Annotated in this window: 12 protein-coding genes and 1 other annotated feature; of the genes, 9 read left to right on the top strand and 3 right to left on the bottom strand. The window is 48.7% G+C overall.

The window, feature by feature from the left end; translation table 11 throughout:
• The first annotated feature begins 327 nt into the window (after positions 1-327).
• Positions 328-588 (top strand) — a binding site (T-box leader).
• Positions 589-667: 79 nt separating this feature from the next.
• The 3 genes from trpS to AC1VOR_RS20060 all read left to right on the top strand — a co-directional run bounded on the left by trpS (position 668) and on the right by AC1VOR_RS20060 (position 3,379).
• Complete coding sequence (gene trpS / locus AC1VOR_RS20070; protein ID WP_482620458.1) at positions 668-1,651, top strand: tryptophan--tRNA ligase; 984 nt, start codon at positions 668-670, stop codon at positions 1,649-1,651.
• Positions 1,652-1,827: 176 nt separating this feature from the next.
• Positions 1,828-2,766, top strand: a complete 939-nt coding sequence (cyoE, locus tag AC1VOR_RS20065) for a heme o synthase (protein ID WP_482620456.1) — start codon at positions 1,828-1,830, stop codon at positions 2,764-2,766.
• Positions 2,767-2,779: 13 nt separating this feature from the next.
• Complete coding sequence (locus AC1VOR_RS20060) at positions 2,780-3,379, top strand: SCO family protein (RefSeq protein WP_482620454.1); 600 nt, start codon at positions 2,780-2,782, stop codon at positions 3,377-3,379.
• Positions 3,380-3,404: 25 nt separating this feature from the next.
• On the opposite strand, the gene AC1VOR_RS20055 is transcribed toward AC1VOR_RS20060, so the two are convergent.
• Positions 3,405-3,749, bottom strand: a complete 345-nt coding sequence (locus AC1VOR_RS20055) for a toprim domain-containing protein (RefSeq protein ID WP_482620452.1) — start codon at positions 3,747-3,749, stop codon at positions 3,405-3,407.
• Between the two features lie 183 nt (positions 3,750-3,932).
• Between AC1VOR_RS20055 and AC1VOR_RS20050 the strand changes: the two genes are divergently transcribed.
• The 4 genes from AC1VOR_RS20050 (at position 3,933) to nrdF (ending at position 8,509) form a co-directional block, all read left to right on the top strand.
• The gene (locus AC1VOR_RS20050) at positions 3,933-4,748 is read left to right on the top strand and encodes an undecaprenyl-diphosphate phosphatase (RefSeq protein ID WP_482620451.1); all 816 of its coding nucleotides are present in this window, start codon (positions 3,933-3,935) and stop codon (positions 4,746-4,748) included.
• Between the two features lie 332 nt (positions 4,749-5,080).
• Positions 5,081-5,440, top strand: coding sequence for a class Ib ribonucleoside-diphosphate reductase assembly flavoprotein NrdI (nrdI, locus tag AC1VOR_RS20045; protein ID WP_482620450.1), 360 nt, complete (start codon positions 5,081-5,083; stop codon positions 5,438-5,440).
• A complete protein-coding gene (gene nrdE, locus AC1VOR_RS20040; protein ID WP_482620448.1) occupies positions 5,427-7,511 on the top strand; it encodes a class 1b ribonucleoside-diphosphate reductase subunit alpha in 2,085 nt (694 codons plus the stop codon). Before nrdI ends, nrdE begins: the two co-directional genes overlap by 14 nt.
• A 38-nt stretch (positions 7,512-7,549) precedes the next feature.
• Positions 7,550-8,509, top strand: a complete 960-nt coding sequence (nrdF, locus tag AC1VOR_RS20035) for a class 1b ribonucleoside-diphosphate reductase subunit beta (protein WP_482620446.1) — start codon at positions 7,550-7,552, stop codon at positions 8,507-8,509.
• A gap of 71 nt (positions 8,510-8,580) precedes the next feature.
• On the opposite strand, the gene AC1VOR_RS20030 is transcribed toward nrdF, so the two are convergent.
• Both AC1VOR_RS20030 and AC1VOR_RS20025 read right to left on the bottom strand, forming a co-directional pair.
• Positions 8,581-10,665 (bottom strand): serine hydrolase domain-containing protein, encoded by a 2,085-nt coding sequence (locus AC1VOR_RS20030; protein WP_482620445.1) that lies wholly within the window; start codon positions 10,663-10,665, stop codon positions 8,581-8,583.
• Between the two features lie 410 nt (positions 10,666-11,075).
• Entirely contained in the window at positions 11,076-12,254 is a 1,179-nt protein-coding gene (locus tag AC1VOR_RS20025; RefSeq protein WP_482620443.1) for an MFS transporter, read from the bottom strand.
• Between the two features lie 184 nt (positions 12,255-12,438).
• Here AC1VOR_RS20025 and AC1VOR_RS20020 point away from each other — a divergent pair, with 184 nt between their 5' ends.
• The gene (locus AC1VOR_RS20020; RefSeq protein WP_482620511.1) at positions 12,439-12,879 is read left to right on the top strand and encodes a hypothetical protein; all 441 of its coding nucleotides are present in this window, start codon (positions 12,439-12,441) and stop codon (positions 12,877-12,879) included.
• A gap of 27 nt (positions 12,880-12,906) precedes the next feature.
• Positions 12,907-14,055, top strand: coding sequence for a transglutaminase domain-containing protein (locus tag AC1VOR_RS20015; protein WP_482620441.1), 1,149 nt, complete (start codon positions 12,907-12,909; stop codon positions 14,053-14,055).
• Positions 14,056-14,180 lie beyond the last annotated feature (125 nt).

The following is a 14,180-nucleotide window of genomic DNA, read 5'->3' as shown; positions in this document are numbered from 1 at the left end:
TCAGTTCTTTAAGAGGTAGTTCAAAAAGTCGTCTTCACAGGACGGAGTTGTTCAAGGAGTCAATTCGACATCGAATCTTGAATTCAGCCGGGCCTTCCGTTGCTCACGTAGATCTGTCTACGCTCCGCTACTCAGTCCCTAGCTTCATCCAACTCAAGCGTTTTGAAAAAACGCACATCGAAAGCATAAGCTTTGGTCCTACAAACCCGACTTTTGAACACGCACTTTAAGCTAGACTAATCATAACACTTTTTCCGGTGGACGAAAAATGGATTTGACACGGCCCGGCAGAGCCATTTATGATGGTAACAATTAAGGCGCAAGATAAAGAATGCGATGATGAGGGCAAGTAAGCAAAATAATCGTCCTGCAGAAAGCCGGTGGTCGATGCGAACCGGAGGAGGATTTTAGCCGAATGGACCTCGGAGTGCCTGGTGGAACGGAAGGGGCGTCTCTTCTCAGTATATCCGGCCGATTGATCCGCGTTATGGATTTGAAGGTCGGAAATGCTTCCAGGCAGCTTATTTTAGGTTACTGCTTACGGATTTCTGGCGAATAAGGGTGGTACCACGGTCTCACGTCCCTTTGCGGGCGTGGGGCCTTTTTGCATTCATTATGCCGGAGGCCCAGGGCCTAACACTATTATTGACTTGAGGAGGATGTCGTTATGAAAACAGTTCTTTCTGGTATTCAACCCAGCGGGCAACTCACGCTTGGCAATTACATTGGGGCCATCAAAAATTTTGTCGCCCTGCAGCATGAACACAAATGCAACTTCATGGTGGTGGATCTTCACGCCATTACGGTTCCTCAAGAACCGGCTGCTCTGGCAGAGCAATCTGAAGCTGTCGCAGCGCTCTATATTGCCGCAGGAATTGATCCAAGTAAAGCCAATGTCTACTTGCAATCACATGTGATGCAGCACGCTCAACTAGGATGGTTATTGACTACGCTCACTTCCATGGGCGAACTGGAACGAATGACACAGTTTAAGGACAAATCAGCGGGCAAGGACTCGGTAGGGGCCGGTTTGTTTGTATATCCAGCTTTAATGGCGGCTGATATCTTACTTTATAACGCTGATTTGGTGCCAGTAGGTGAGGATCAGAAGCAGCACTTGGAGTTGACCCGAGATTTGGCTGGACGCTTCAATCACCGGTTCGGGGATTATTTTACTTTGCCAGCGCCTTATATTCCCGAAGTCGGAGCTCGTATCATGTCGTTGGACGATGCCTCCAACAAGATGAGCAAGAGTAACCCGAATCCCGGAAGTTACATTGCTCTCTTGGACACTCCGGCTGAAATTCGGAAGAAAATCAGCCGCGCAACCACGGATTCAGGCCGTGAGGTGAAATTCGATCCTGCCAACAAACCGGAGGTTAGCAACCTTATTACGATATACAGCCAGTGTGCCGGTCTGTCCATTGCAGAGGTAGAACAGCGTTATGAAGGACAAATGTACGGTGCGTTCAAGAAGGATTTGGCTGAAGTAGTGGTAGGTGTGATTGAGCCGCTTCAGCAGCGGTATCGTGATATTCGCGAGTCCGGTGAATTGCGCAGCATCTTGCGCCAGGGGGCGGAGAGAGCAAGTGAGATGGCAGACAAAACGTTGAAAGAGGTTCAGCGTTTGATGGGATTCGTTGCCCTTTGATGAGTAGTCACCGAATTGTCATAATCAACGGGCGAGATTCCGAGTATTTTTAAACATTTACGCGTTTTGATGTGATAAAGTTTATATCAAGAGGGTGGAATCGCTAAAATATTTGCGAACTATTTGATATAGGCTAATCCCAACTTAATACGATATGTAGGAGGATTGAATCGCGCGTGGACAAACCATTAAGTGTTCAGACTTCTGCGGAATCCGCTGCGTTGTCTGTTAGACCTACTCCTCCGGGAGAAACGGCGACCTGGAGAGATTTCGTCGCCTTGACGAAGCCAGGCATATTACGCTCTAATTTGATTGCGGCTTTCGCTGGTTTCTGGCTGGCTTCCCGCTGGGAATTGGATATTCCTGGACTCATAATCATGCTGGTTGGAACAGGACTGGTCATGGCGGCATCATGCGTATTTAATAATTACTTCGACCGGGAAATGGATACCAAGATGGCCCGCACGAAGAACCGGGCGCTCCCGACAGGCAAGCTGGCGCCCAAGACGGTATTATGGTACGCATCCATTTTAGGAGCCGTGGGCCTGACTGTACTATTTGCCTTCTCCGGGCCGCTTGCGGGCTTGTTCGGCATCATTGGCATGTTGGTATACGTGGTCGTGTACACGCTTTGGCTCAAGAGGACGTCTACCTGGAGTACCTCCATCGGGGCCATTTCGGGTGCTATGCCACCCGTAATCGGTTATGTGGCGGCCTCCGGCCGGATTGATCTCGGGGCTTGGATGTTATTTGCCTTATTGTTCTTATGGCAGCCGCCGCATTTTTGGGCACTGGGCATTCGCCGAACGGAAGAATACCGGGCAGCAGGCTTCCCGTTGCTTCCTGTCGTCAAGGGGATTCCACGGACGAAGATACAGATGATTCCGTATCTAGTGTTACTGTTGCCGATTCCCGTATTACTCTATGCTTACAACTATACCGGGATTTGGTTTCTGATTATTGGAGAACTGCTCTCCGTGCTGTGGCTGCTGATGGCCCTGCAGGGGTTCTGGGCCAAGGATAACGATGCCTGGGCCAGAAAGGTGTTCTTGTTCTCGGTTAACCATTTAACGATATGTCTGATTGTGATGATTCTGGATACGGTCAGATTGTGATGGAGGTTGCGGGATGAAGGTTTTGGTGAAGTACAAATGGAGTTGGATTTTGCTGGCGATTTGTGCCGTGTTGGCCGGTTACCTGCTATGGGATGCGTATGCCAAGCCCAAGCTGCCGGTTATTCGGCCTGTCGCCGATTTCAGCATGGAGAACGTGGATGGCAGCACCGTGACGCTGGAGGATACTAACGGCAAGGTACGGCTATTTTATTTCTTCTTCTCCAATTGTCCGGACGTCTGTCCGATTACTACCTTCAGGCTCAGTCAGGTTCAGGACATATTGAAGGAAAAGGATTTGTTTGGTCAGGATGCCTCTATCGTTTCGGTCACCTTTGACCCAGAGCGGGATACGCTTGACAGCTTGCAGGCTTTTGGTGATAAGTTTAAGGCGGATTATAGTGGTTGGTACTTCCTGCGGGGGGACCAGCAGCAAACGTTCGACTTGGCCATGGACTCATTCAAAATATTGATTGATCAGGACCAGGACGGAAACTTCGTGCATATGGACCTGATTGGCTTGGTTGATCGCAAAGGGCAACTTCGTGCGATCTATCGGCCGGAAGCAACGCCACAGGAAATTGCTGATGGAGTTATGGGTTTAGTGCGGGAATAACTGAATAGCAGGTGGTTGAACCTGACTAGAAGGCCGGTGGAGGGTATAGAATATACTCCTCCAGCCCGGCCTTTTCCAGTTGGGCAATAATATATTCTTCCGGCGTCCCCTCCACCCCGGCATAACCTCGGCGGGTATAGATTTGCTGGGCCTCAGGAAAGGCGTCGCGGAGCACCCCGCGGATTCGTTTGCCGGAGGGGTCGTTATCGAGGAATAGATACACCTCATCGTCCGCCACCTGTTTGCGCAGCTTGTCCAGCTTCTCGCTGTTCAGCGTACCAAAGGTGCAGTGAATACGGACATCCTCGGTCACCAAGCGACGCACCTTGCTGCGGTCATTTTTCCCTTCTACAATAATGCTGATATTCAAGCTAAAGTCACCTCAAAATAGTTTAGTTATGGAGCTATGCGGCTATGGCCTTAGTTTATACTGCCGTCAGGTAGCGATGCAAAGCCGGGGGCTTTCTACATCTTCCCTCATTGCGTTATAATCTATAAAGTACAGTGGGGAAGATTCACTGAAGCAAAAAAGACAGAAGAAAGTGGGTAGCTTGTGGAGGACTTGATATTATGGTTTAAGTATTTAATTTTAGGGGCTGTCCAGGGAGCGACAGAACCCATCCCGGTCTCGTCCAGCGGCCATGTCATTATCGCCAAGAAGCTGATGGGTATTGCAAACGAAGGCCTTTCCTTTGAAATTCTGACAAATACGGCATCACTACTGGCTATCATGTTTATTTACCGTCAGGATATCGCCAGATTGTTTGTAAACGGCCTGGGTTATCTCAGAACACGTAAACCTGAGTACAAATCGGACTTTATGTTTATCATTTACATTATCATTGGTACTCTTCCAGCCGTCATCGTTGGTATGTTGTTCAAGGATCAAATCGAAACCGTATTCTCTTCGGTTCACACGGTAGCGATTGCTCTGTTGGTCACAGGAGCAGCGTTATGGATCATTCGTAACCTCAGGGGGAGAAAGCGGGACGGCGATTTATCGGCCAAGGACGCGTTACTGGTGGGCCTTGGACAAGCCATTGCCCTGATTCCAGGCATCAGCCGTTCAGGGGCAACGATTATTTCCTCCATTGCGGTGGGAATGAAGCAGGATACTGCCTTGAGATTTTCGTTCATGCTGTACATTCCGGTCAGCCTGGGCGGATTGGTGCTGGGAATTTCCGATATTGCCAGCGATTCGGCCGGCTCGGCGTTATTCATGCCTTACCTTATTGCTTTTTTAACCACAATGGTCGTTACTTATTTTGCTATGAAGTGGTTCATGAACATTATGGCTAAAGGGAATTTGAAATATTTTGCCTATTACTGTTTTGTTGTGGGGATCTTGTTGCTCGTCTTCCAACTGTAGAGTTTGTTGGCAAGTTTTATTTGACAAAAAGCGCCTCTTGTTGCAGGGGTGCTTTTTTGTGTGTAAAGAGTTTTATCTCAAAATTAAAGAAAAATTTTTAAAAAAATAATTATCAACAAGCTTAAGCAGCAGCAGATGCTTGTCTGATGCGAGGTTGGCGAATTTTCCACATTATCCACAAGTGGGACAAGCTGCATTTAGGTGTTTTTCAGGATTGACAATACTATATATAGGTATTAAATTAATTAAATACAACAATATGTTGTTTCAAACCGTGTTTTAACGGAATATATAGTTATAGACGAAATGATAGGAAAAGTGAGGGAGTAACGATGCTGATTGCGTACGATTCCAAAACGGGCAATGTAAAACGGTTCATTCAAAAGCTGGGTTATCCTGCGGTGCAGATCAATGAGGGCATGACGCTGGAAGAGCCATTTGTGCTGATTACATATACGACCGGGTTTGGACAGGTACCTACGAAAGTGTCGGCTTTTCTGGAGAATAATTATAAGCGGCTGCTTGGCGTAGCTGCCAGCGGCAACCGTAATTGGGGCGAGAAGTTTGCGAAGAGCGCGGATTTGATCTCGGAGCGCTATCAGGTGCCTATCGTGGCCAAATTCGAACTTTCTGGAACCAAGCGGGATGCGGAAAATTTTATGCAGGAGGTGAGCCGGGTTGCGGCATATTGAACTTAACAACTTATTGATGCAACGGGACGCAGACGGGTTCTTCCAGTTGGATAAGGACCGGGAAGCTGTTGCCGAATTTATGGAGGAAGTAGCGCGTAAGAGCATGACCTTCCTGACTGCCACCGACAAGGTGCGTTATATGATTGATAATGACTACTACGAGAATGTGTTTAACCAATATACGGCTGAGGAAGTCGAGCGTGTATACAACATCACCCACAGCTATAATTTTGAGTTTCCTTCTTATATGGCAGCATCCAAATTTTATAACGATTACGCCTTGAAAACGAATGACAAATCGATGTTTCTGGAACATTATCCCGATCGGGTGGCCATCGTGGCACTTTACTTGGGACGGGGAAATGCAGATACAGCCAGCTTGCTGGCACGTTCTATGATGGAGCAACGGCTTCAACCCGCGACTCCAACGTTCCTTAATGCAGGTAAAAGCCGTCGCGGCGAGATGGTCTCCTGCTTCCTGCTGGAGATGGATGATTCTTTGAATTCAATCAACTATGTGCTGAATACATGCATGCAGTTGTCCAAGATTGGCGGCGGTGTAGCGGTTAACCTGTCGAAGCTACGTGGACGTGGTGAGGCTATCAAAGGCGTTGAGGGTGCCGCCAAGGGCATTATGCCGGTTCTGAAGCTGATGGAGGATGCTTTCTCCTATGCGGATCAAATGGGACAACGCAAGGGCTCTGGTGCCGGATATTACAATATCTTTGGCTGGGACGTTGCGGAATTCCTCGATAGCAAAAAAATTAACGCTGATGAGCGGATTCGCCTTAAGACGCTCTCCATCGGACTGATTGTACCGAATCGGTTCTACGAGCTAGCCAAGGCTAACGAGCCGCTTCATGTATTTGGCCCTTACAGTGTATATAAAGCCTATGGTACGCATCTGGATGACATGGATCTTGATGTAATGTATGACACGCTGCTTGCTGATAATCGGGTTAAGAAAAGAAAGCTGATGAGCGCGCGGGACATGCTGACCAAGATTGCGATGACTCAGTTGGAGTCCGGTTATCCATATATTATGAACAAGAGTAATGCGAACAATCAGCATGCCTTGAAGCGAATAGGACAAGTGAAGATGTCCAACCTGTGCACAGAGATCTTCCAACTGCAAGAAACATCGGAGATTCTGGACTATGGTCAGCAAGACAAGATTCGCCGTGATATTAGCTGTAATCTGGCATCCTTGAACATTGTGAATGTGATGGAACGGAAGAAAATTCGCGAGTCTGTGCATGAGGGTATGGTCGCATTGACTGCGGTCAGCGACATGACGAGCGTATCCAATGCTCCGGGTGTAGCCAAGGCAAATCGGGAAATGCATTCCGTAGGACTCGGTGTTATGAACCTGCATGGCTACTTGGCGAAAAACAAGATTCCTTACGAAAGTGAAACTGCGCGGGACTTTGCTCGTACCTTCTTCATGATGATGAACTACTACTCGCTGGAGAAGAGTATGGAGATCGCGACGCAGACCGGTCAAATCTTCGCAGGCTTCGAGGAATCGGAATATGCGACAGGTGAATACTTCAATCGTTATTTGAACACGGACTATCGTCCACTTACCGAACGGGCAGCCGGGCTGTTCGCCGGAATGGAGATTCCATCGCCGCAAGATTGGGCGAAGCTGAAAGAAAACGTGATGAAGCATGGACTGTACCATGCCTATCGGTTGGCTATTGCGCCAACGGCTAGCATCTCGTACATTCAAAATGCCACCTCGAGCGTTATGCCTGTGGTAGAGCAAATTGAAACCCGGACTTATGCTAATTCGACTACTTATTATCCGATGCCTTATCTAAGTGCAGAGAATATTTTCTTCTATAAATCAGCTTACCAAATGGATCAACTCAAGGTCATTGACCTGATTGCGGAAATTGCCCCGCATATTGACCAAGGTATTTCGACGATTCTGCATGTGAACAGCAATGTGACGACTCGTCAACTGGCGCGTTACTATCTGTATGCAGCGCACAAAGGACTTAAGTCTTTGTACTATACCCGTACGAAGAATTTATCCGTTGAGGAATGCCTGACCTGCTCGGTGTAAATAAAAAAGGAAAGACTTGAAAGGGATGAATGACGGAGATGTGTGCGATACAAGCAGTCAACTGGAATCGTCCCGACGATGATTTCACCATGATGTTCTGGAATCAGAATATCATGCAATTCTGGACGGATGATGAAATTCCTTTGTCGGATGACAAGATGTCTTGGATGACCTTGAATCCTGAAGAGAAGGATGCCTATATGAAAGTGCTGGGTGGCTTGACCTTGCTCGATACGATTCAAGGTGGCGTAGGTATGCCACAAATTATGGAGCATGTGGACGGCTTGCAGCGCAAGGCGGTACTAGGGTTCATGGGTATGATGGAGCAAATCCATGCCAAGTCGTACAGTAGTATCTTCACGACGCTGGCCTCTAATGAGGAGATTGATGAGATCTTCCGTTGGGTGGAGCAGAATCCAATGCTGCAAACGAAGGCGGAGACCATTCGCCAATACTACACTAACATTAATTCTCCACGTGAGTTATATCTGGCTATGGCGGCTTCTGTGCTGCTGGAAAGCTATCTGTTCTATAGTGGCTTTTTCTACCCGCTTTACTTGGCGGGACAAGGTAAAATGACCTCCAGCGGAGAAATTATCGACCTGATCCTGCGGGATGAAAGTATCCATGGCGTATATGTTGGTGTGCTAGCGCAAGAAGTCTTCGCGCAGCTGGATGAGGACGAGCAAAAGGATGTTCAGGAGACGTTAGAAGGGCTGCTGCATTACTTGCATGCCAATGAAGAGCGTTATACCGAGCAAATCTATGCGCAAATCGGACTGGTTGATGAAGTGAAGGCATTCCTTCGCTACAATGCCAACAAGGCGTTCATGAACCTGGGTCTGGAGCCTCCATTCGAGGATGAGGACATCAATCCTATCGTACTTAACGGCATTCGTACGGAAACGAAGCAGCATGACTTTTTCTCCAAGAAGGGGAATGGCTATGTGAAGGCGCTGAACGTAGAGCCATTGACTGACGAGGATTTCAACTTCTAATGCAAATATAAATTAAACAGGGTGCAATCGCATGTCGCGATTGCACCCTGTTTCTGTTCTGACGGCTGAAGTTACGGTGTAGTCAGGGAGACAGTGAATACGGCTCCTGGATCACCGATGAAGGCAATACTTCCGTCCTCCGGCAACGTTACTTCACCGCTACCGTGAACAACCGAGAAGCTAACGCATAGGCCGCTTTCGTCATATACGGCATAGGCTGCTTCATCAGGGAGGTTAACGGTCATTGTTTTACCTGCAGCTTCAGCAGGGATGGTGTACCAGCGCACAGTCTCGTCGGCCTTAAGGGTAGCCAAAGACTGGTGCCCGGCATAAAGTGGCTTCAACGCATCCTCACTAATATAAGAAGAGCCTGCAGCCTCCAAATATTCGGTTCCGTTCTTGTTAAGGAAGCGATATTCGGCCGTATCCCGGCTGCCTACTGCTGGAATCTGATGTTGGCTCTTCGCTGTGTCTGGTCCCAGAATCGGCTTGTCTATCCAATAGCCTGGCAAGGCGTCAGGGAGAAGATCAACGCCCAAGATGGGTTCCATCACAAAGTAAACAATGGAGCTATATTTCTCGGATACGAGATAATAAGTTTTTCCTGCACGTTGCTCCCAGGCTTTAGCTGTTTCAGGAGAGATCTCCTGTTCCTCCAGCTTCTCGGCCGAATAGAGATTCACCGCGAGTTGGCCCAGTTCCGGAACGGTCGCATACTGTCTCTCCCAGAGATAGGTGCGTCCGTTATCTTCCTTGACGAAGCTCACCTTGGCTGCCCCGTCTTCGCTGACAAATTCACCATCTCCGACATGAATCAATTTCTGTTCAGGTGCTGCTGGTACGGCAGGTTGAGTGATGGACAAGGCTCCGTCTGCTACTTTAAGGTAATACAATTGATTGGAGCTTCCGTAATATCCCGTGTAAGCTTCCAGTTCCTTCGGCAAATCGGCTTGTACCGGCGTGCCGAAGCTCTTGGCAGGCTTCCATTCTTTAATCGTTCCCTTCTCCTTCAAGGCATGGAGAAGCATTTCGTTCGCCAGCAGTTGATTCGTGCTGCTGGAGCCTCCTGAGGATAGAACCGCAGCCGCCATATTATGCTCTGGCAGTACGATCAGGGAGGCGTGATACATCAGGGTATCTCCCCCTTTGACCAGGGCTTTGATGCCATAATCGTTAAAAGGGAAGGCCTTCACGCTATCCCAGCCTAATCCGAAGTTCAGGACGCTATCGGCTTCCGGCGCCCATATACCCTTCCGGTATTCGGATTCTCCCATGGCTTTCAGCGATGGCTCTGAGAGAATACCTGCTTCCCCGGTAAATACGGAAGCGAAGGTTACGAGATCCTCGGCAGTGGAATAAATCCCTCCAGTTCCGATGGCATTAACCGTTTCGTTTGGAAGTTGCTCTGGATAAGTAGGTAAATAGAGCGCCGCCATTTCCTTTGGCTCAAGGCCATCTTGAGGAGTCTGTGTATGGTTCAACTTAAGCGGCTCTGTGAAGTGCTGATGAACAAAAGAGGTGAAATCTGTGCCACTCACCCGTTCTACTAAAATTTCGGCCAAAGTAAATCCATCATTGCAATAGACTGAGAATGCGCCAGGATCAGCCTTGAGGGACTGGCTGGAGAGCTGCTCCAGCAAAGTATCATGGGCATAAGTATCATTATCCTCGAACAAGAAGGCGTTGGTCAGGCTGGAGCCTTGCAGTCCGGAAGAATGATTCAGCAGCATTCTGGGGGTAATCTGCTTGTAGCGGTCGTCTTTCATTTTAAACTCCGCTATGTATTGCGTAAGCGGGGTATCAAGAGAAATCTTTCCCTGTTCGACTAGCTTCATTACAGCGGCAGTAGTAAACATTTTACTGGTTGAGCCAATTCCGTAAGTAGTATCTTTGGTCAACGGCAGTTGGCCTTGAATGTCATTTATACCAGATTGGCCTGATACAATGATCTCACCGTTGTCGATTAAGGCATATTGAATGCTGGTCGTACCGTAAGTATCTGTTAAAAGTGCTGCTTTCTCGGCGGCAATTGCGGAAAGCTCTGTCGGTTGTGCTCCACCAGTAATCGTCTCTGCACCTGCAGCCAATGCTCCGCTAGGTAAAATTAATGAAATGATAAGCAGAAATGCGGGGATAATCGTCCGTTTATTCCTCAAACCTAAGACCTCCTTAAAATGGGTTGTATAGAGTAGTACGATTTTGGGAACTAGAGGTTCCGCTAATGCGTCATATAAATAAAGGAAAAACACAAACCGGCCTGCCGATAGTGGCAGACCGAGTTGAGTTGAATCATCATATTGCTGGTTTAGAACAGAGGAGTGCGGAGAATGATGACGAGCAAAATGTACAAAACCAGGATTGCTCCTGTTGATGTCCATGCACCATAGCCAGGAACTACAGGGCCTGGTCCACAATTATCAATAGCACCCATTCGTGTTCACCCCACTTTCTGACTTGGTCGGTGATTACACGATCATCTTATGTAGGGCGTCGTCCTGTGCCCTGTGCGGCTGCCTAAGCCAGGTAAAATTGTCATGTTGTTGGTGGCACAGTGCAGGGTGCAGGCCTACTGTGCTTGTGATGGACCAGCCCCGGCTCCCAGGGGCGGAGGGACCAGATTTCCGCGTTTCTTCGGCGGCATAATCAACGTGGCCAGCATGAGCAGGAAGAAGGCCAGAAAGTACGGTGAATGCTTGCCATGCAGGGCACCTGCGGCAATAGGTCCTATAAAGGAGCCCAGTGACATGGCGATGGATTGCAGGGAGAATACGGTACCCAACCTTTTGCCCCCACTCAAATCGATAAATAGGGAGGCCATTGCCGGGAATACAATGCCCTTGGACATTCCCAGCACAAATAAGGCAACAGGCAGGGCTATGAAATCCAGCGATGCCAAGGCGAAAAAGGACAGCGCAATGCCCAGAATCCCGAAGCTGGCCCGCTTATAAGGTGAATATTTGTTCAAGAACAGCATCGATAACGTAACTAAAGCACCAAGGCTAATGATAGAGAAATAAAGCCCGGTGTGCATAATTCCAGCCGTTCCGCCTGCCTGCAAGGGGAGTTCAAAGAACAAGATACCTTGAGAGCAAGAGACTACCAGCGGCAGCAAATAGTAGCGTAGAGGAATGACCTTGAGCTTGACCGGTACCTGTGCTGATGGCGAGAGCTTGGCTTGGTTACTGCCGGCATTGGCTCTGGCTGGCTCCTTAATCGTAAAGATAGCGATAATGCCTGTTGAAATCAGTAACCACCCCAGAAGCTGAAAGGTTAGGGTGAACCCGGATTGGGCGACCAGAAAAGCGCCAGCCGCCGGCGATAATACAGAAGCTAAAGTGTGCATGACCCCGTGTCCAGCCATCAGCTTCCCTTGCTGCACGGCATTTCGGGATAGTGAGGCAAGCAAGGCCAGGCAAGCAGGTGACAAGAAAGCTAGTACAAAACCGCTGATGGAACGGAGCACAAGCAATTGCCAAGGTTCGGTGACATGCGCCTGCATGAGCAAAATAATACCGGCCGTAAGCAGGCTGAAGATCATATAGCCCTTGCTGCCATGTCGGTCAACGCCTTGCCCGGCAATCAAGTTGCCCGGCAGATGGGTTAACGCATAAATGCCCATCATCCAGCCGATGAAGGTAGGGGCGGCCCCGAGTGATAAAGCGAACGGGGTCAGAATCGGATACTGAGCATGCAGGTCAAAGAAAGCGAGAAACATAAAAAAATAGAGCCAGAAGGCGGTCTTCAAGAGACGTTTCTCTCCTTTCGGGAATGAACTAGTATGCTCTACTTGTACGCCCGGGGGGACGAACTTATACCCTTTTCCCAAAAAGCTTGGGCAAATTTGCATGTAATTCGGTTAAGCTGACATGAAGCTGGGCCATCATGTATAATGTAATACATAAATTGGGGTCTAGGAGTGTTTGGAAATGATGGATATTCAAGTATGGACCGAGTTTTTGCAGGAGAACTGGCTGGTTATCGTAGTGGCGCTGGTCATTCTATTTCTGGTCATTAACTTTGTGAAGACGGTTGTGAAGTGGGCGCTTGTATTGATTATTGCGGCCTTTATCATCGTGTATAGCGGAATCTCATTGAAGGATATCGGCGAAGCGGTTACGACGGTGAAGGAGCAGGCGGTCAGTATTAGCAAGAGCGAGGCGCTAAACATGATGAAGAATGAAGCGAAGGATGCCGAACTGACGCAAAATGCAGATGGCACGTTTACGATTACTACACCGAATTTGGAGGTTACCGGCAAGATGGGCGATGACAAAGCCAAGGTGTCGTTCCATGGGGTATCCTTAGGGGAATGGACGGTCAATGATACCTTGGAAGCGTTCATACAAGAGGCCGTGCGGAATTCGCAATAAGGCAGAGGTTTGGCTACGGAGGTTAATATGACAGCAGCATTGCAAAACATAAGCGAATACAATTTCATATCGATAGTTCTGCTTCTGGTGCTGCTGGGTTCGGTGCTTCAAGGGCTGATGCGGGGAGCTTCGCGGTCGGCGGACCGTTTATTCTCGCTGGTCGGTGGCGGCATGCTGTCACTGATTGGTGTTGCGGCTGCAATTCCATTGACATTGTGGATGTCTCCCAAGATTCAGGCCTGGTTGACAGAACTCCCACTTCCGAGTCGAGAGCTGGCTAAATGGGAGCAAGTACTCCACACGATTATTATGGCTGTACGGGATTTTCCATTACTGCGTTTTGCCCTGGTTTACCTCTTCATGTACTGGCTCGTTCGTACACTAGCGGGAGTGTTTGCCGGGTTCATTCATGGTGGCAATACTTTATTCGGTTGGCTGTCACCAAGGCGAGAGCGGCGGGCCACGCTATTTAGCCGCTTAACCGGGGCTTCAATCGGAGCAGTGATTGGTGCTGCACGTTGCCTGGTGCTGATTGCCATTTTGTTTGTCGTGGTGACGTTGTTCCCGGGGAGCCCGTTTAGTCGTTATATAGAGGCATCGCCCGTGTACCAGCAGGGAGCCAGGACGGTGATTGAGCCGCTTACCGGTAACTTAATCAAGGAAAAGCTTCCCGTGTTCACCCGCGGAGTGGAAGCCGAGCTTCGCGGTATTTTGCAGCAGAAGTATGAGGTTATTGATGCCAATATTCCTCAGGATATCGAGCTAGCTGCAGCGGAAGTCACCTCAGATGCCAATTCGGATGAGCAAAAGGCCCGTCTGTTATATGATTGGGTTGGCTCTCGTGTGTCTTATGATTACGACAAGGTGAAGGATTATGAAGAGAAGGGGATCTGGCATGAACAGACGCCGCAGATGACCTTCGACACGAAGCTTGGAGTATGTATTGACTACTCCCGGCTGTATGCCGTAATGGCCAGGTCTCAAGGCTTAGAGGTCAAGGTGGTGACAGGACTTGGTTATGATGGGCAGGGCGGTTATGGCCCGCATGCCTGGAACGAGGTGTATCTGTCAGAGCAGGATACCTGGATTCCTCTGGATTCAACTTGGGCCGGGAGCGGAGATTGGTTTAATCCGCCTGCCTTTAGTGAGACACATATCGTGGAGCAACGAATCTAAGAGGTAGCATTTTAAGTTAAGAGATTAAACTTTTTCCGAAGTAAGGCGTAACTACACTGCGTCTTACTTCGTTATGTTACTATAGGAATAAGTGAGCTTGGACAAGAATGAGTTATGTCATGAAA

Source organism: Paenibacillus sp. 1SOY10, assembly GCF_056836745.1.
The sequence above is the reverse complement of the archived record's forward strand: the minus strand, read 5'-3'. Positions and strand labels throughout refer to the sequence as shown.

Bases quoted from the DNA above. Each gene is read 5' to 3' on its own strand.
- AC1VOR_RS20060 (WP_482620454.1), top strand. From the start codon at position 2,780: ATGAAGGTTTTGGTGAAGTACAAATGGAGTTGGATTTTGCTGGCGATT.
- AC1VOR_RS20020 (WP_482620511.1), top strand. From the start codon at position 12,439: ATGGATATTCAAGTATGGACCGAGTTTTTGCAGGAGAACTGGCTGGTT.
- nrdF (WP_482620446.1), top strand. From the start codon at position 7,550: ATGTGTGCGATACAAGCAGTCAACTGGAATCGTCCCGACGATGATTTC.
- AC1VOR_RS20015 (WP_482620441.1), top strand. From the start codon at position 12,907: ATGACAGCAGCATTGCAAAACATAAGCGAATACAATTTCATATCGATA.
- nrdI (WP_482620450.1), top strand. From the start codon at position 5,081: ATGCTGATTGCGTACGATTCCAAAACGGGCAATGTAAAACGGTTCATT.
- trpS (WP_482620458.1), top strand. From the start codon at position 668: ATGAAAACAGTTCTTTCTGGTATTCAACCCAGCGGGCAACTCACGCTT.